Source organism: Pseudomonas sp. KU43P (assembly GCF_033095865.1).
Lineage (GTDB): Bacteria > Pseudomonadota > Gammaproteobacteria > Pseudomonadales > Pseudomonadaceae > Aquipseudomonas.
Genome location: NZ_AP019365.1, coordinates 1,155,658 through 1,172,872, shown reverse-complemented (window position 1 = coordinate 1,172,872; position 17,215 = coordinate 1,155,658). Strand labels below are relative to the sequence as shown.

The window sequence follows — 17,215 nt, the reverse complement described above, 5'->3', positions numbered from 1 at the left end:
GACACCCCCATGGACCGCGTGCGAAACCTCCTGGAGCAGATCCAGGGACGCCTCGACGAGCTGAACAAGGCCGAACGCAAAGTCGCCGAAGTCATTCTGCTCAACCCGCAACAAGCCACCCGCTTCAGCATTGCCGCGCTGGCTCAGGCGGCAAAGGTCAGCGAGCCGACCGTCAACCGTTTCTGCCGCTCATTCGGCGTCAGCGGCTACCCGGAGCTCAAGCTGCAACTGGCGCAGAGCCTGGCCAGCGGCGCAGCCTACGTCAGCCGTGCGGTGGAGGCCGACGATGACCCGGCGGCCTACACGCAGAAAATCTTCGGCAGCGCCATCGCTTCGCTCGACGCCGCCTGCCAGCAACTCGACCCGCAGCAGGTCAGCCGCGCCGTGGACATGATGATCCAGGCCCGGCAGATCCACTTCTTCGGCCTCGGCGCCTCGGCCCCGGTGGCCCTCGACGCCCAGCACAAGTTCTTCCGCTTCAACCTGGCGGTGTCGGCTCATGCCGACGTACTGATGCAACGCATGCTGGCCTCGGTGGCTCACACCGGCGACCTGTTCGTGATCATCTCCTACACCGGGCGCACCCGCGAGCTGGTCGAGGTGGCACGCCTGGCGCGGGAAAACGGCGCCTCGGTGCTCGGCCTGACCGCCGCCGGCTCGCCACTGGCCCAGGCTTGCAGCCTGAGCCTGCACATTCCGCTGCCGGAAGACACCGACATCTACATGCCGATGACCTCGCGGATCATCCAGCTCACCGTGCTCGACGTGCTGGCCACCGGTATGACCCTGCGCCGCGGCGTGGACTTCCAGCCACACCTGCGCAAGATCAAGGAAAGCCTCAACGCCAGCCGCTACCCGATCGAGGACGACGAACTCAACTGAGCCGGTGCGCCTGCAAGCGCAGATGGGCGCGCTGGCCTGGCGCCAAGCTCAGGCCTTCGCCGCTGCCGCTGGCGGCCTCGACGCAGACGAAACCCTGGCTCTCCCGCCCACTCACGCCCATCAACGGGCGGTTGCCAGGGTGCCAGACCACGGTGTCATCGCTATCGCCGGTGTCGATGCACAGCTCACGCTGCCACGCCGGGTCCTGCAACTGCACCCGCGGCGTGCCGGGGTAGACCTTCTGGCATCCGCCCTTGACCTTCAAGGCACCGTCTTCCCGGCAGGCCTGACGGTTAAGGCGGTCGTAGCCTTCGATATCCTCGAGCCCAGACAGCGCTATCTCGGAAACGTCACTGATACGCCAGTAGGCCAGCAGAGCATGGCTCAACTGGCAAGGTTCACTGTCCTGGTGCTCGGTGCTCAGGCTCAACTCCATGCGGCTGCCCAGCCTTGCCTGCAAGTCCACCTGCCAGTCGCACACGTCGAGCCGCCACTTGAGCGTCACGCCCTCCTCGTCTTCGCGGCTGTCCACCAGCTTCCAGTCCAGCAAGCGTGCCCAACCATGGGCCGGCCACAGGTCTTCACTGGGGTGGCGGCCATACCAGGGCCAGCACACCGGCACACCACCGCGAATTGCCCCCACCTGCGGCCACTGCTCGGCGCACCATAGCCAGGGCCGTTCACCGGCGGGCTGGAAGTGCAGCAGTTGCGCGCCCTGGCGGCTGAAGGCCGCCTGGCAGCGAGGGTGATCGATGATCAGCACATCGCGCTGCTGGTAACGCTCCCACTCGAATGTCGGCCTGGGCCGTTGCGAGGTAAAGAAGCGATGTAGCGGATGTTCGGGCATGGTTCCAAGCTCTTGTTGTTTGAGATAGCGCTGTCTCGGCCTGTTCCCGACAACCACTGCAAGCCAGTGGATGCCGGGAGCCGAATTGGATTGGCGTAAATTTACAACAAATCTGCTCAGAATGACGACTGAATCTTCAGGCCGGCGACCAGCGCGTTGTCCACCTCGTCAACGCCACCCGGGCTCTTGATGTACTGCAGGTTGGGCCGCACGGTGAGCCAGTTGGTGACGTGGAAGCCGTAATAGAGTTCGGCGTTGTACTCGGTACGCTGCAGCGGCACGAAACCTGGGTTGTCGTAGTCGTCGATGCCACTTTGGGCATTGAGCAGCTCGGCACGTTTCTTCACATCGTCGTTGACGTGAATGCGCGCCACGCCGAAGCCGATATCGTCCTTGGGACGGGCATCGAAGGCACCCTTGTAGACCAGGCCGACCTGCTGGTAGTTGTCGACCACGTTGGTGGCCTTGTCGTGAACGGTGAAGTTGGCGAACAGGCTCAGACCGCGGTTGACGTCGCCGGCATGGGCCGTGACCTGCTGCTGCGCCACCACCCACCAGCCGTGCTTGCTCGAATGTGACTTGAAGTCTGCACCGGTCAGCGCCTGCGGGTTGCCGTTGACGTCATCGAACACGTCGTCGGCCTTGGCCGTGCTGTAGTAGTAGCCCAGACGGTATTCACCCGGCAGGCCGTTGACCTTGGGCGACCAGACCATTTCCACCGGCAGGATCGCACCCTTGGTACCGCTGCCGCTGAGTTTGAAGCCGTTGCCGGTTTCCAGGTTCGAGGGGTTCTGCTCGAAGGCGCCGACCTGGACGAAGAAGTCGGGGGTGATGTTGTACTTGACCCGCAGCGCCCACTGGCTGACCGGCCAGTTGTACCAGATGCCGCCCACCCAGTTACCCACCTGCGAACCGCAGAAGGCCAGGTTCTGGAAGTCGCAGGGGAAGCTGTTGAAGTCCTCGCCCTCGCCGAAGCGGCCGAATTTCACATCCAGAGCGCCGTCGAAGTACTTCTGCTTGACCCACATCTGCGTCAGACGCCAGGTCTGGCCTCGCCCCCACACCTCCTGCACCGAGCTGAACTGCCCGGCACGCGGGTCGCTGATGCGGTCGTTGGACAGGTTGCGGCCGCTGCGCTCGGTGATCGCCAGTTTGAATTCGGCATCATGCCAACCAAGGATCTTCTGCAGGTCGAGGTGGGCACCAAGGGCGAACTGATCGCTGTAGCGGGCGGTCTTGTCGTCGTTGTAGCCGCCGTTGAGGTTGCCGGCCACTTCACCGACGTAATCGAGGGTGAAGTCGTAGCCTTTCTCCAGCAGTTCGGTGCGGGTGCCGCCCCAGTCGCCGGTCATCCATTTCGACTCGCTGGAAAAGGCCTCGGCGGCCTGCACGCCACTGCTGCCGACCGCAGCGAGCAAGGCCAGCGAGCCCAAGGTTCTGATGCGATTGCGCTGTTCCATCCCTTTGCGTCCTCTTTTTTCTTATTGATGGTGTAGACGATTCAACGGCTCTTGAAGTGAGCCACGTTGTCCTTCACTGAAGCGTTGCCGCTGCCCAAGCCCAGGCGTTCGCCGGTGGCGGCGTCGAACAGCAGCACCCGCGCCGGGTCGAACTGCAGGTGCAGGCTGTCACCAACCCGGCACGCCACATCCGGCGCCAGGCGGCAGCAGACCTTGGTCTGGTTGAGGGTTACGAACACCAGCAAGTCCGGCCCGGTAGGCTCGGTGACCTGCACGTCGGCGCGGATGCCTGGCAGGCCATTACCCTCCCCGCTACCCAGCGTGATTTGCTCCGGGCGGATACCGAGGATGATTTCACGCCCCTCCAGCCCTTCACTGGCCATTCCCAGAGGGAGCTCGCATCGGGCCTGGCCACTGTCGAGCAGGGCCAGCAGGCGCCCGTCCTGACGGGTCAGGCGTACCGGAATGAAATTCATCGGTGGCGAGCCGATGAAGCTGGCGACGAACTGGTTGGCCGGGTCGTTGTAGATCTGCTGCGGAGTGCCGAACTGCTGGATGATGCCGTCCTTCATTACCGCCACCTTGTCGCCCAGGGTCATGGCCTCGATCTGGTCGTGGGTGACGTAAACCGTGGTGGTCTTAAGGCGCTGGTGCATCAGCTTCATTTCGGTGCGCATCTCGACTCGCAGCTTGGCGTCGAGGTTCGACAGCGGTTCGTCGAACAGGTAGATCTTCGGCCGCCGCGCCAGCGCCCGGCCCATGGCCACCCGTTGCTGCTGACCACCGGAGAGCTGCGCCGGCTTGCGCGCCAGCAAGTGCTCGATCTGCAGCAGCTTGGCCACCCGCGCCACCTCCTCGTCGATGGCCGCCTGCGGCATCTTGCGAATCTTCAGGCCGAACTCGATGTTCTCGCGCACGCTCATGGTCGGGTACAGCGCGTAGGACTGGAACACCATGGCAATGTCCCGATCCTTGGGGCTCATGCCGCTGACGTCCTGCTCGTCGATGAGGATCGCCCCGCCGGTGATGTTTTCCAGCCCCGCGATGCAGTTCATCAAGGTCGATTTGCCACAGCCCGAAGGGCCGACCAGGATCAGGAATTCGCCGTCCTTGATCGACAGCTGGATGTCCTTGAGGGTGTCCGGCAGGCCGCTGCCGTAGGTCTTGTTCACATTGCGAAGTTCAAGTGTTGCCATGACTTACCCCTTGACGGCGCCGGCAGTGAGCCCGCGGACGAAATACTTGCCTGCCACCACGTAGACCAGCAGGGTTGGCAGGCCGGCGATCATCGCCGCCGCCATGTCGACGTTGTATTCCTTGGCTCCGGTGCTGGTATTGACCAGGTTGTTCAGGGCCACGGTGATCGGTTGCGAATCGCCGCTGGAGAACACCACGCCGAACAGGAAGTCGTTCCAGATCTGGGTGAACTGCCAGATCAGGCAGACCATGATGATCGGCGTCGACATCGGCAGGATGATGCGGCGAAAGATGGTGAAGAAGCCGGCGCCGTCCAGGCGTGCGGCCTTGACCAGCGCATCGGGCACGCTGACGTAGAAGTTGCGGAAAAACAGCGTGGTGAACGCCAGGCCGTAGACCACATGCACCAGCACCAGGCCCTCGGTGGTGCTGGCCAACCCCAGCTTGCCCAGGGTGAACGAGGCCGGCAGCAGCACGGTCTGGAACGGCAGGAAGCAACCGAACAGCAGCAAGCCGAAGAACAGCTGCGAACCGCGAAAGCGCCACATCGACAGCACATAGCCGTTCAGCGCCCCGATGGCGGTTGAGATCAGTACCGCCGGCACGGTGATCATGATCGAGTTCCAGAAATAGCCACTGACCGTGTCCCAGGCCTTGACCCAGCCGATGCCGCTAAACACGGCGGGCCAGCTCAGCAGGTTACCGCTGCTGATGTCTTCCGGGGTCTTGAAACTGGTCAGCAGCATCACCACCAGCGGCACGAGGTAGAGCAGCACGGCCGCTAGCAGCACGGCGTGAATGGCGATGCGGCTCAGGCTCAATTTTGCAGCAGGGCTATGCATGGCGTTTGCTCCGCAGCTCCGAGTATAGATACGGCACGAGGATCGCCAGGATCGCCCCGAGCATGAGAATGGCGCTGGCCGAGCCCATGCCCATCTGGCCGCGGCTGAAGGTGAACGAGTACATGAACATTGCCGGCAGGTCGGACGAGTACCCCGGGCCACCGGCGGTCATTGCCGCCACCAGGTCGAAGCTCTTGATGGCGATATGCGAGAGGATCATCAACGCACTGAAGAACACCGGGCGCAGGCTGGGCAGCACCACGCTCCAGTAGATGCGCGGCAAGCTCGCACCGTCGATCTGTGCGGCGCGGATGATCGATGGATCGACACCGCGCAGGCCGGCGAGGAACATCGCCATGATGAAGCCAGAGGCCTGCCAGACAGCAGCGATCACCAGGCAGTACACCACCCGGTCGGGGTCGATCAGCCAATCCAGGCGAAAACCCTCCCAGCCCCAGTCGCGCAGCAGCTTGTCCAGCCCCATGCCGGGGTTGAGCAGCCACTTCCAGGCGGTGCCGGTGACGATCATCGACAGCGCAATGGGGTAGAGGTAGATGGTACGGATGAAACCTTCGCGGCGTATGCGCTGGTCGAGCAGCACCGCCAGCAACACACCGATGGCCAGGCTGATGGCGATGAACAGGCCGCCGAACAGCAGCAGGTTCTTGCTCGCCACCCACCAGCGGTCGTTGTCGAACAGGCGGGCGTATTGCGCCAGGCCTGCCCACTTGTAGGTGGGGAGGAAGGTCGAGGTGGTGAAGGACAGGACGAACGTCCAGAGAATGTAGCCGTAGAAGCCCACCAGGACGATGAACATGCTCGGCGCCAGCACCAGCTTGGGTAGCCAGCGCTGCAACGCGTCCAGGGGGGAGGCCCGCAGTTGGGCGGTTGCTGTAGTCATGGGTTGTCTACCCGAAGGCTGGGCAGTGTCGAGCACTGCCTCTTGTGTTGTCAGTACTGGCCTCATCGCTGGCAAGCCAGCTCCCACAGGTGAGGGAGCGCTGCTTTCGAAATCGGCGAAGTACCTGTGGGAGCCGGCTTGCCGGCGATGAGGCCGTCAGGCCTTCACTTGGCCGCCTTCACCGCCGCTGCCAGCTTCTTCGCCGCATCGGCCGGGTCGGCCTTGGGGTCGTTGATGTAGTTGGTTACCACATCGAAGAACGCACCCTGCACGGCCAGGGTGGTGGCCATGTTGTGCGCCATGCTCGGCTGCAGGCCGCCGCTCTTGGCATCGGCAAGGAAATCCTTGGCAGAGGTCTGTGCGCAGGTGTCGAATCCGTACTTGCCCATGTCGGCGAGCATGTCGTTTCGCACCGGAATCGAGCCCTTGTTGGTGCTGAAGACCTTCTGGAAGTTTTCATCCAGGACCCTCTTCGCGATGTCCTGCTGACCTGCGGCCGTGCCCTGGTCTTTTTGCCTGAACACCACCAGCGAGTCGATGTTGTACAGGAAGGCCTTTTGGGTGCCCGGGAACGCCACGCACTCGTAGTCCTTGCCGGCGACCTTCTTCGCCAGCGTCCACTCGCTCTTGGCCCAGTCGCCCATGATCTGCATGCCGGCCTTGCCGTTGATCACCTTGGTCGCTTCCAAATTCCAGTCCTGGCCCTTGCCGTCCGGGTCCATGTAGGTGGCGACCTTCTTCAGCTCGGTCAGCGACTTGACCATTTCCGGCCCTTTTAGCGTCGCGTCATCGAGGTCGACCAGGGCTTTCTTGTAGCCGTCCACACCCATCACCGAGAGCACCACGCTTTCGAACACGGTGCTGTCCTGCCAGGGCTGGCCACCATGGGCGAGTGGAATGAAACCGGCGGCCTTGAGCTTGTCGGCGGCCGCGTAGAATTCATCGAGGGTGGTCGGCGCCTTGTCGATGCCGGCCTTCTTGAACACCTCGGGGTTGATCCACAGCCAGTTGATGCGGTGGATGTTCACCGGTACGGCCACGTAGTCATCTTGGTACTTGACGGTGTCGGCGACTTTCTTGTCGAGCAGCGTGTTCCACTTCCCTTCCTTGGCCACATCCTTGAGCACATCGGTATCGAGCAGGCCGGTGGCTGCCCAGTCCTGGATGTCCGGCCCCTTGATCTGGGCCACGCCCGGCGGGTTGCCGGCCACGGCGCGGCTCTTGAGCACGGTCATCGCCGTGGCGCCGCCGCCACCGGCAACCGCGCCGTCCTTCCAGGTGAAACCATCTTTCTCGACCTGGGCCTTGAGCACATCGACGGCGGCCTTTTCGCCACCGGAGGTCCACCAGTGCACTACCTCGACGCTGCCTTTGGAGTCGGCGGCCAGGGCACTGAGCGGGAAGACTGATGCAAGGGAGATCGCGGCAGCGAGACGGAGCGTGGAGTTCATCGGAGTACCTTTCTTGTTGTTATGCGGGCAAGTCTGTCGCTTGCATTGCATGGAGTCTAAACAGAGTGCTCGCTGCGCCAGGTAACGAAGCGATGCGTGAATGTCATCGTTTGGTTACATTGCACGCCAGGCTGGGTGCCAGCGCGAGCCTTGGCAGCAGTACGGCCTGATAGGCGTGGTAAAGGTCCGGCTTGCCGGCCCAGATGGTGCCGGCTGGCTGATTTGCTGGGTCGAGCTGGTGATGCCAGCTACCGGCGCTGCGGTCGATGAAATGGCGGTCGATGAACCGCCAGAAGCGGCGATACCACTGCGCGTAGGGTTGCTCGCCAGTGCGCCGCAGCAGGGCCACGGCACTGGCGCAGGCTTCGGCATGCACCCAATGCAGGCGCTCGCGCACCCGTGGCCGATCATCCCAATCCAGGGTGTAGACCAGGCCTGCTTCGCCATCGACGCCCCACGCCAGCCGGCAGGCACTGTCGAACAGGCCACGGGCACAGCCCAGCAACCACTCGGGCGCTTCGAGCCCAGCCAAGCGCCGCGCCGCCTCCAGGTGCAGAAGCAGGCGCGCCCACTCGAAGGCATGGCCTGGGGTGGTGCCATAGGGGCGGAAGTGGTCGGCGGGATGTTCGCGGTTGTAGTCGGGCAAGGGTTGCCAGTGCGCGTCGAAATGCTCGATGACACGGTATCCGTTGGCGGCGGCGTGGCGGTGAATGATGCGCTCGGCGATGCGCAGGGCGCGATCGAGCCAGAGGGTGTCGCCAGTGACGTCGGCCAGCGCCAGAAACGCCTCAAGGGCGTGCATGTTGCTGTTGGCGCCGCGGTAGGCCTCGGGCTGCAGCCAGTCCGTGGCGAATGACTCGTGCAGCGCGCCTTCTTCCTCACTCCAGAAATGCGCCTCGATGACGCGGATCGCATCCACCAGCAACCCTTGCGCGCCCTGTGCGCCGGCCACCACGGCGGAGCTGGCGGCCAGGGCGACGAAGGCATGCAGGTAGGCGGCCTTGCGCTGATCGGGGTGCCCGAAGGGCGTGGTGAACCAGCCACCGTTCTGGCCATCGTGCAAAGGCCCACGCAAGGCGGCTACGCCATGCTCGACCAAGGCCAGGCAATCGGGCTCGCCCTGCAGGTGGGCCAGGGCGAAGCTGTGGGTCATGCGGGCGGTGATGAGCGTTTCGGCTGCGGCCAAAGGTGCCAGCTCGCCGTTCGCATCAAGGCTGGCGAAGCCGAGGGGTACCCGCGAGGCCTTGGCGAAAGCCAACAAGCGCTGGCCTTCGGCAATGAGCCAGGGCTCGGTGGGAAAATCCAGGTGGTCCATGTTATGGCTTCATCCATGCCAAAAGTTTGCAGAGTCTAGCCAGCCGTCCTGGCTGGAATGTCACGAAGGCCAGTGGCTGTGTCACAAACCGGTGACACTTGCCTGTGTCAGTCGACGCCCCGCGGCAGGTACAACGTCACCCGCAACCCACCCTCGCGCAAGTTCAGCAAACTCACCTCACCGCCATGGCTGTGGGCGATGTTGCGCGCGATCCCCAGGCCCAGGCCATAACCCTGCTGCTGACCGGCCAGCCGGAAATGCGGCTCGAACACCTGCTCCAGGCGCTGTTGCGGAACGCCCGGCCCCTGGTCATCGACCTGCAGCACAAAGGCTTCGGCGCTGTCGATGATGCGCAGGCGGGCCCGTTCACCATATTTGATGGCATTGTCGATCAGGTTGCCGATGCACCGCCGCACCGCCAGCGGCTTGCCCGGGTACGGCGCCAGGGCCTGGCCCTCGACCGTGATGCGGCCATCGCCCAGGTACGGCTCGGCGAGGATTTCCAGCACCTGATTGAGGTCGATCGGCTCGATGTTCTCGTGGATATCGGTGTCCTTAACGCATTGCAGCGCGCCTTTGACCAGCAGTTCCAACTCGTCCAGGTCCTGGCTGAACTTGGCCTGCAGACGTTCGTCCTCCAGCAGTTCCACACGCAGCCGCAACCGCGTGATCGGCGTGCGCAGGTCATGGGAGATCGCGCTGAACAACTGCGAACGCTCGGTAAGGTAACGGCTGATGCGCTCGCGCATGCTGTTGAAGGCCCGCCCCACCTCGACCACCTCGCTGCCGCCTCCCTCGGCCACCGGCGCCACATCGGCGCCTAGCGACAGTTCGCGGGCGGCGCGGGCCAGGCGCTTGAGCGGCCAGCTCTGCCAGTGCACCAGCAGGCCGATGAACAGCAGCAGCAAGGCGGTGGTCAGCACGATGAAGCCGATCTGCTGGCGCGGCAGGCGTTCGGCCTCAAGGCTGGTGTACGGCTCGGGCAACAGCGATGCGATGTACAACCACTCGCCCTCGCCGAGGCGAATCTGAGTAACCAGAACGGGCGGGTTGAGCGGTTCCAGCGTCAGGGAATAGTGCGCCCAGGAGCGAGGCAGTTCGTCGAGCTTCAAGCCACTGTTGAAGATGCGCAGGTCATCCGGGCCGACGAACTCTACCGAGATGTCCATCTGCGCGCCCAGGCGTTCGTGCAACACTTGCTGGAACACGTCGATGACCGCCTGCTTGCGCGGCGTGACGGGCAATACCGGCATGTCCAGCGGCTTGTCGTTGAGCGAGACGAAAAAGCGCGTACCGCCCATGCTGCGCAGCTGGTCGAGCACCATGGGCCGATAGCCCACGGGCAAGGAGCGGAAGTAGCTGACACTGGCGCTCATGGAATGGGCCAGGCTGCTGGCGCTGGCGCGCAAGCCCTGCAACTGGCTGGCACGCAGTTGGGCAACCCAGATCACGCTGGACAGCCCCTGGGCCAGCAGCACCACCAGCAGGGTCAGCAGCAGCATCCGCCCCAGCAACGAGCGTGGCAACAGGCGCCAGCGCCGCTCAGCTCGCACAGCAGACATGCGCCGCCAACAGGTAGCCACTGCCACGCACAGTGCGAATCAACCGGGGTGGTTTGTCGGTATCACGCAGCCGCTGGCGCAGGCGGCTGACGGCCATGTCGACGATGCGGTCCAGCGGCATCGGCTCGCGGCCACGGGTGGCGTTGCCGATGGTATCGCGGTCGAGGATCTGCTGGGGGTGATCGAGAAACAGCTTGAGCAGGGCAAAGTCGGCGCCCGAGAGAATCACCTCTTCACCGTCACGGTGGAACAGGCGATGGCTGACCGTGTCCAGGCGCCACTCATCGAAGGCCAGTACGGCGCTGGGCGGCGCTGCCTGGCCGAACTCCGCGCGGCGCAGCAGGGCCTTGATTCGTGCCTGCAGCTCGCGCGGGCTGAAAGGCTTACCGAGGTAGTCGTCGGCACCCAGCTCCAGGCCGATGACACGGTCGGCTTCGTCGGAACTGGCCGTCAGCATGATGATCGGTACCCGCGACTGGCGGGGGTGCTGGCGCACCCAGCGGCAGAGGCTGAAGCCATCTTCGTCGGGCAGCATCACATCGAGGATGACCAGGTCGCACGCGGTGTTTTCCAGCGCCCGGCGAAAGCCCTGGCCGTCGGCTTCGGCATGCACCTGCAGGCCGCAGCGGCTCAGGTAGGTTTGCAGGAGCTCGCGAATTTCCTGGTCGTCGTCGACCATCAGGATCGATTTACCGGCAGTGCTCAAGGTGTCCCGCCCCTCTTGTTGTTGTCACAGGTCTTTGTTGCCTGTTTCAGGGGCCGCTTCGCGCCCCAATCGCTGGCAAGCCAGCTCCTACAGACACCGTGCCCCCAGGGATCACACAGCACCTGTAGGAGCTGGCTTGCCAGCGATTGGGCTGCGAAGCAGCCCCATTGTCAAATCAATGCTCCAGCGCCTGCTGCAAGGCCACCCCTGCGCCCAGCAACCCGGAAAACTCCGCCGTCACCAGCCACACCGGCACCCCGGCGAAGTACCCGCTCATGCAGCCCTTGTCGGCAAGGCTCGCAGAAAAGCCACTGCGCAGGAACAGCTCGGCAAAACGCGGAATCACGCCGCCGACAATATAGACCCCACCCCGCGCGCCCAGGGTCAGCACATTGTTACCGGCTACCCGTCCGAGGAAGCGGCAGAACTGCTCGACCACCGCCAACGCCCCTGGCTCGCCGCTCAAGGCGGCATCGGTAATCTGCGCAGGCGTCTTGTGTCGTGGTGTGTCACCGTCCAGCGCACAAATGGCCTGGTACAGGCGCACCAGGCCACCACCACTGAGCACTGTCTCGGCGCTGACGTGGCCGATTTGCTGGTGTATCTGCTGATGGATCGCCACCTCGCGGGCATTGCCCACGGGCAGATCCACATGCCCGCCCTCGCCTGGGAGTGCCAGCCAGCGCTGCTCGCCCAGACGCAGCAGGCTGCCGACGCCAAGCCCAGTGCCCGGGCCGATCACCAGCGCCGGCCGCACCGGGTCGGCCTGGCCGGGGCACACCTCGCGGTATTCACCGGGCTTCAGACGCGTCATGCCCAGGGCCATGGCCGAGAAGTCGTTGATCAGCATCAGCCGCTCGACCTGCAAGGTCTTGCAGAAGGCACTGCGGCTCAGCCGCCAATGGTTGTTGGTGAAGCGAAACTCATCACCATCGACCGGCCCGGCCACCGCCAGGCATACCGCCGACAATCCACCGCGGGCAATGCCTTGGTCATCCAGGTACGCCTCGATAGCCTGCTCGGGGCTGGTGTAGTCCGCCGTGGCGAAGACCTTCACCTCATGCAGCTGGTTGCCGCGCCACATGGCAAAGCGGGCGTTGGTGCCACCGATGTCGCCAACCAGCAAGTCTTTCATTTGAGGTTCTCCAGGGCCGAGGTGAAGGCGCTTGCACCCTGCTCTGCCGGGCTGAACGCCATGCGCATGAAGCCGAACAACTCGCGGCCGCAGCCCAGGTCGTTGCCCTGGGGCGGTGCCGGCAGGTCGCGGCTGGCCAATTCCTCGGCCGACACCCTCACCTGCAGCGTGCCTTCGACACCATCGACGCGCACGATATCACCATCGCGCACCCGTGCCAGCGGGCCACCGTCAAACGCTTCGGGGCACACATGGATGGCTGCCGGGATCTTGCCCGAAGCGCCGGACATGCGCCCGTCGGTCACCAGCGCCACCTTGTAGCCGCGGTCCTGCAGCACGCCGAGGAACGGCGTCAGCTTGTGCAGTTCCGGCATGCCGTTGCAACGCGGCCCTTGGAAGCGCACCACGGCGACGAAATCGCACTCCAGCTCGCCAGCCTTGAACGCATCGGCCAACGATTGCTGGTCATCGAAGATCCGCGCCGGGGCTTCCACCACCTGGTGCTCAGGGGCCACGGCAGACACTTTCATCACCCCGCGACCGAGGTTGCCTTCCATCACCCGCAGGCCGCCTTCGGCCGAGAACGGCCGCGCCACCGGGCGCAGGATGCTCTCGTCCAGGCTCTGCAGCGGGCCTTCGCGCCATACCAGCTTGCCGTTGTCGAGGAACGGCTCCTGGGTATAGCGACGCAAGCCGTGGCCAGCCACGGTGTTTACATCTTCGTGCAACAGGCCGGCATCAAGCAGCTCGCGGATCAGGAAAGCCATGCCGCCTGCCGCCTGGAAGTGGTTGATGTCAGCCTTGCCGTTGGGGTAGACGTGGGACAGGGTCGGCACCACCTCGGAGAGGTCGGCCATGTCTTGCCACGTAAGCTGGATGCCGGCGGCCTGGGCAATGGCCGGAATGTGCAGGGTGTGGTTGGTGGAGCCGCCCGTGGCGTGCAGGGCCACGATCGAGTTGACCAGCGCCTTCTCGTCGACGATCTCGCCCAGGGGCATGAAGCTGCCGCTGGCCTTGGTCAGACGCGTGACCTGCTGCGCAGCCTCGGCGGTGAGGGCATCGCGCAGCGGGGTGTAGGGGTTGACGAACGAGGCACCCGGCAGGTGCAGGCCCATCACTTCCATCACCAGCTGGTTGGTATTGGCGGTGCCGTAGAAGGTGCAGGTGCCGGGGCCGTGGTAAGACTTCATCTCCGACTCCAGCAGCTCCTCGCGGCTGGCCTTGCCCTCGGCATAGCGCTGGCGCACATCGGCCTTCTGCTTGTTGGAAATGCCCGACACCATCGGCCCGCCGGGGACGAAGATGGTCGGCAGATGGCCGAAGCGCAGCGCACCCATCATCAGGCCAGGCACGATCTTGTCGCAGATGCCGAGCATGAGCGCGGCGTCGAACATGTTGTGTGACAGCGCCACTGCGGTGGACATGGCAATCACTTCACGGCTGGCGATGGCCAGCTCCATGCCGGGCTCGCCTTGGGTCACGCCATCGCACATGGCCGGCACCCCACCGGCGAACTGGCCGACCGAGCCGACCTCGCGCAGGGCCTTCTTGATCTGTTCGGGGAAGTGCAGGTAGGGCTGGTGGGCCGACAGCATGTCGTTGTAGGCCGAGACGATGGCCACGTTGGCCGCGTTCATCAGCCGCAGGCTCTGCTTGTCTTCGGCGCCACACCCAGCCACGCCGTGGGCGAAGTTGGCGCACTGCAGGCTGGCCCGCATGGGTCCGTCACTGGCCGCACCGTGAATGAGCTTCAGGTAGCGTTCACGGGTGGCACGGCTGCGTTCGATCAGCCGTTGGGTGACCTCAAGGATGCGCGGGTGCATGTACTGGACTCCAGGCTAACGATTAGGGCGGTTTACCAGGCATTTCCCCTCCAAACGATTGCGACCTAGGCTCAAGGTAAGAGGCCCAGTGAATCGACGGAGACGGCTTGCTCGACCGCTCGTTGTATATTTAAACAAAATACTGCCAGCAAAAAGGCTTGTTTTCTATCTCTCAGTGAATAATCTTGTAATTCCAACAACAAAACCGTTTCAGTGAAGCTACTTTGTGTCACAGGTTTCACTCGGACTGCCAGAGGTACTGCCATGACCCTACGCATCGCCATCAACGGATTCGGACGCATCGGGCGCAACATCCTGCGCGCACTCTATACCCAAGGCTACCGCCAGGACCTGCAGGTCGTCGCCATCAACGACCTGGGCGACAGCGCGATGAACGCTCACTTGCTCAAGTTCGACAGCGTGCACGGCACATTCGCTGCATCGGTCGAGGCCGATCACGAAAGCCTGACGGTAAACGGCGACCGCATCGCCGTGAGTGCCATCCGCAACCCGGCCGAACTGCCCTGGAAGGCCGAGGCGATCGACGTGGTGTTCGAATGCACCGGGCTGTTCACCGACCGCGCCAAGGCGGCCGCACACCTGGCTGCGGGGGCTGGCAAGGTGATCGTCTCGGCGCCGGCCAAGGGCGCCGACGCCACGGTGGTGTACGGGGTCAACCATGACATCCTGCGCGCTTCGCACCAGGTCATCTCCAACGCCTCTTGCACCACCAACTGCCTGGCGCCGATCGCTCAGGTGCTGCACCGCGAATTCGGTATCGAGCAGGGTTTGATGACCACTATCCATGCCTACACCAATGACCAGGTGCTGACCGATGTTTACCACAGCGACCCGTACCGTGCCCGCTCCGCGACCCAGTCGATGATCCCGAGCAAGACCGGCGCCGCCGAGGCCGTGGGCCTGGTGCTGCCAGAGCTCGCCGGCAAATTGACCGGCATGGCCGTGAGGGTGCCGGTGATCAACGTGTCGCTGGTCGACCTCACCGTCAACCTCAGGCGCGAGGCCACTGCCGAGCAGGTCAATCAGTTGTTCCAGGAGGCAAGCCTGCATTCCAAGGTGCTCGGTTACAACGCCTTGCCGCTGGTGTCGTGCGACTTCAACCATAACCCGCTGTCGTCGATCTTCGATGCCAACCACACCCGCGCCAATGGGCGGATGCTCAAGGTACTGGCCTGGTACGACAACGAGTGGGGCTTCTCCAACCGCATGCTGGATAACTGCCTGGCGTTGTGCAACGCCCGCTGATCTGCATTGGCCCTATCGCCGGCAAGCCGGCTCCCACAGGAACCGGACCCAACCTGTGGGAGCCGGCTTGCCGGCGATAGGGCCGCCCCGGAAAACTACAATCTTTACTTTTCCATAACACTTCCAGGCTTGACCTACAGACAAGATGATAAGCATTATCATTCACCTTTCGTCGGCCAGGTCCCCCCGTGAATCAGTCCCGGTTCAACTCCGTCTTCCTTGTCCAGCGCCTTTCCCTGCTGCGTACCTTGCAGCGCATGGTGGGCAACCCCAGCACTGCCGAGGACCTGCTTCAGGAGACCTACCTGCGGGTTTCCCGTGCCCTCGGCGAACGGCCCATCGAGCACCTCGAACCGTTCGTCTTCCAGACCGCCCGCAACCTGGCCCTGGACCATCTGCGCACACGCCGGGTGCAAGCGCGCATGCTGGTAGACGATGTGCCCGACGACGTCCTGCACAATGTCGCAGCGCCGCTGAGCAGCAGCGAGGACGCCGCTCATGCCGAGCAGTTGCTCAAGCACCTGAGCGTCAGCCTCAACCAGCTCACCGAGCGCCAGCAACGGATTTTCATCCTCAGCCGCCTGCACGGCGCCAGCTACCTGGAAATTGCCGATCAACTCAAGGTTTCGGCCAGTACAGTTCAGAAGGAACTGAAACTGATCATGGCCATCTGCATGGGCGTGGCCGATCGCCTCAAATGAGCCGACCGTTGGCCGCCTGAATGAACCGAAGCCCTTGCCACGTCCCGCCTTAGCCTTGATCATTCGAAAAATTCCATTCAAGGACTCACCGTGACCGACAGCCCCGTCACTCGCCCGTCTGCCGCCGGGCTCGACGCCCGCGCCCGTGCGATGGACGAGGCACTAGACTGGCTCGTTCGCCTGCAATGCGCCAGCGACGCCGATACCCTGGCCTTCGAGCAGTGGCTCAGTGCGGCCCCGGAAAATGCCGAGGCCTACGTCGAGGCCGAGGCCCTGTGGAACGGCACGCCACTGCGCCAGGCCGCCACCCAGATGCACCACGGTCGGCGGCGGTCCTTGCGCGGTCGCCTGCGCAGCCATTGGAAACCCCTGGCCACTGCAGCCGTGCTGCTGGTCGGGCTGTTCACTGTCGGCAACCTGCCGGTGCGCCTGCAGGCCGACCACCTGACCGTGGTTGGCGAGCGCCAGCGTGTGCAACTCGATGACGGCGCCAAGGTGCTGCTCAACACCAACTCGGCGTTCGCCAGCGACGTGCGTGAGGGCCGCCAGGTGGCGCGCTTGCTGCAAGGCGAGGCGTATTTCCAGGTAGCAGGCGGTGCGCAAATGCCCCTGGAGGTTCAGGCCGGCCCGCTGCGCGCGCAGGTGCGCGACACCGATTTCGCCGTGCGCTTCCTCGATGGCGAAGCGCAGGTCCGCGTGCAACGCGGCGATGTCGACCTGCAAGCCGCCAGCGACCAGCGAATCCGCCTCAGCGCCGGCGACAGCATAAGTGTCGGCCCCCAGGGCTTCGGCGAGCGCCAGCGGCCAGACATGCACAAGGACCTGGCCTGGGTCGAAGGCCGCCTGGTGTTCGAGAACTGCCCGCTGAGCCAGGTACTGGCCGAAGTGCGGCGTTACTACCCTGGCTGGATCATAAACCGCAACAGCCACCTCGATGACATGGCCGTGACCGGCAACTACCGCCTCGACCAGCCCCTGGAGACCCTGCGCGCCTTGGCTCACATCACCTCGGCGCAGCTACACGAATACCCTGCCGTGGTGATCCTCAACTGACCTGAAATTTATTTTTACGCGATCGCGCTGCCCCGTCCGTCTCGTTATAGCCAATGCAACTGATTCTTGTTTCA

At 64.0% G+C, this 17,215-nt stretch carries 15 protein-coding genes; 4 read left to right on the top strand and 11 right to left on the bottom strand.

Going from position 1 to position 17,215, the window contains the following annotated elements; all coding sequences use genetic code 11:
* Window positions 1-18: 18 nt before the first annotated feature.
* Window positions 19-882 carry a DNA-binding transcriptional regulator HexR gene (gene hexR / locus KU43P_RS05280; protein WP_317663737.1) on the top strand — a complete coding sequence of 288 codons (864 nt, stop codon included), beginning with the start codon at window positions 19-21 and terminating at the stop codon, window positions 880-882.
* Here hexR and KU43P_RS05275 read toward each other — a convergent pair.
* The 11 genes from KU43P_RS05275 to edd all read right to left on the bottom strand — a co-directional run bounded on the left by KU43P_RS05275 (window position 875) and on the right by edd (window position 14,121).
* Window positions 875-1,729 (bottom strand): D-hexose-6-phosphate mutarotase, encoded by an 855-nt coding sequence (locus KU43P_RS05275; RefSeq protein WP_317661366.1) that lies wholly within the window; start codon window positions 1,727-1,729, stop codon window positions 875-877. The two genes, hexR and KU43P_RS05275, sit on opposite strands and share 8 nt — an antisense overlap.
* Before the next feature lie 116 nt (window positions 1,730-1,845).
* A complete protein-coding gene (locus KU43P_RS05270) occupies window positions 1,846-3,189 on the bottom strand; it encodes a carbohydrate porin (RefSeq protein ID WP_317661365.1) in 1,344 nt (447 codons plus the stop codon).
* A gap of 41 nt (window positions 3,190-3,230) precedes the next feature.
* The gene (locus tag KU43P_RS05265) at window positions 3,231-4,385 is read right to left on the bottom strand and encodes an ABC transporter ATP-binding protein (RefSeq protein WP_317661364.1); all 1,155 of its coding nucleotides are present in this window, start codon (window positions 4,383-4,385) and stop codon (window positions 3,231-3,233) included.
* A gap of 3 nt (window positions 4,386-4,388) precedes the next feature.
* Window positions 4,389-5,228, bottom strand: a complete 840-nt coding sequence (locus KU43P_RS05260) for a carbohydrate ABC transporter permease (protein ID WP_317661363.1) — start codon at window positions 5,226-5,228, stop codon at window positions 4,389-4,391.
* Window positions 5,221-6,129 carry a carbohydrate ABC transporter permease gene (locus tag KU43P_RS05255; protein ID WP_317661362.1) on the bottom strand — a complete coding sequence of 303 codons (909 nt, stop codon included), beginning with the start codon at window positions 6,127-6,129 and terminating at the stop codon, window positions 5,221-5,223. The genes KU43P_RS05260 and KU43P_RS05255 overlap by 8 nt, the downstream gene beginning before the upstream one ends.
* Before the next feature lie 164 nt (window positions 6,130-6,293).
* Window positions 6,294-7,580, bottom strand: coding sequence for an ABC transporter substrate-binding protein (locus KU43P_RS05250; RefSeq protein WP_317661361.1), 1,287 nt, complete (start codon window positions 7,578-7,580; stop codon window positions 6,294-6,296).
* 103 nt (window positions 7,581-7,683) lie between these two features.
* Window positions 7,684-8,895 carry an AGE family epimerase/isomerase gene (locus KU43P_RS05245; protein ID WP_317661360.1) on the bottom strand — a complete coding sequence of 404 codons (1,212 nt, stop codon included), beginning with the start codon at window positions 8,893-8,895 and terminating at the stop codon, window positions 7,684-7,686.
* A gap of 107 nt (window positions 8,896-9,002) precedes the next feature.
* Entirely contained in the window at window positions 9,003-10,457 is a 1,455-nt protein-coding gene (locus KU43P_RS05240) for an ATP-binding protein (RefSeq protein WP_317661359.1), read from the bottom strand.
* Entirely contained in the window at window positions 10,438-11,163 is a 726-nt protein-coding gene (gene gltR, locus KU43P_RS05235; RefSeq protein ID WP_317661358.1) for a two-component system response regulator GltR, read from the bottom strand. The genes KU43P_RS05240 and gltR overlap by 20 nt, the downstream gene beginning before the upstream one ends.
* Window positions 11,164-11,338: 175 nt before the next feature.
* Window positions 11,339-12,298 (bottom strand): glucokinase, encoded by a 960-nt coding sequence (locus KU43P_RS05230; protein WP_317661357.1) that lies wholly within the window; start codon window positions 12,296-12,298, stop codon window positions 11,339-11,341.
* Complete coding sequence (gene edd / locus KU43P_RS05225) at window positions 12,295-14,121, bottom strand: phosphogluconate dehydratase (protein ID WP_317661356.1); 1,827 nt, start codon at window positions 14,119-14,121, stop codon at window positions 12,295-12,297. Before edd ends, KU43P_RS05230 begins: the two co-directional genes overlap by 4 nt.
* A 264-nt stretch (window positions 14,122-14,385) precedes the next feature.
* Here edd and gap point away from each other — a divergent pair, with 264 nt between their 5' ends.
* From gap to KU43P_RS05210, 3 genes are all read left to right on the top strand, one after another.
* Window positions 14,386-15,387, top strand: coding sequence for a type I glyceraldehyde-3-phosphate dehydrogenase (gap, locus tag KU43P_RS05220; protein WP_317661355.1), 1,002 nt, complete (start codon window positions 14,386-14,388; stop codon window positions 15,385-15,387).
* Between the two features lie 188 nt (window positions 15,388-15,575).
* The gene (locus KU43P_RS05215) at window positions 15,576-16,088 is read left to right on the top strand and encodes an RNA polymerase sigma factor (RefSeq protein WP_317661354.1); all 513 of its coding nucleotides are present in this window, start codon (window positions 15,576-15,578) and stop codon (window positions 16,086-16,088) included.
* A gap of 90 nt (window positions 16,089-16,178) precedes the next feature.
* Complete coding sequence (locus KU43P_RS05210; protein WP_317661353.1) at window positions 16,179-17,141, top strand: FecR family protein; 963 nt, start codon at window positions 16,179-16,181, stop codon at window positions 17,139-17,141.
* The last annotated feature ends 74 nt before the right edge of the window (window positions 17,142-17,215 follow it).

Excerpts from the sequence above, each read along its gene's own strand:
- KU43P_RS05275 (WP_317661366.1), bottom strand. The coding sequence starts at position 1,729 with ATGCCCGAACATCCGCTACATCGCTTCTTTACCTCGCAACGGCCCAGG.
- KU43P_RS05270 (WP_317661365.1), bottom strand. The coding sequence starts at position 3,189 with ATGGAACAGCGCAATCGCATCAGAACCTTGGGCTCGCTGGCCTTGCTC.
- KU43P_RS05265 (WP_317661364.1), bottom strand. The coding sequence starts at position 4,385 with ATGGCAACACTTGAACTTCGCAATGTGAACAAGACCTACGGCAGCGGC.
- KU43P_RS05260 (WP_317661363.1), bottom strand. The coding sequence starts at position 5,228 with ATGCATAGCCCTGCTGCAAAATTGAGCCTGAGCCGCATCGCCATTCAC.
- KU43P_RS05255 (WP_317661362.1), bottom strand. The coding sequence starts at position 6,129 with ATGACTACAGCAACCGCCCAACTGCGGGCCTCCCCCCTGGACGCGTTG.
- KU43P_RS05250 (WP_317661361.1), bottom strand. The coding sequence starts at position 7,580 with ATGAACTCCACGCTCCGTCTCGCTGCCGCGATCTCCCTTGCATCAGTC.
- KU43P_RS05245 (WP_317661360.1), bottom strand. The coding sequence starts at position 8,895 with ATGGACCACCTGGATTTTCCCACCGAGCCCTGGCTCATTGCCGAAGGC.
- KU43P_RS05240 (WP_317661359.1), bottom strand. The coding sequence starts at position 10,457 with ATGTCTGCTGTGCGAGCTGAGCGGCGCTGGCGCCTGTTGCCACGCTCG.
- KU43P_RS05230 (WP_317661357.1), bottom strand. The coding sequence starts at position 12,298 with ATGAAAGACTTGCTGGTTGGCGACATCGGTGGCACCAACGCCCGCTTT.
- edd (WP_317661356.1), bottom strand. The coding sequence starts at position 14,121 with ATGCACCCGCGCATCCTTGAGGTCACCCAACGGCTGATCGAACGCAGC.
- gap (WP_317661355.1), top strand. The coding sequence starts at position 14,386 with ATGACCCTACGCATCGCCATCAACGGATTCGGACGCATCGGGCGCAAC.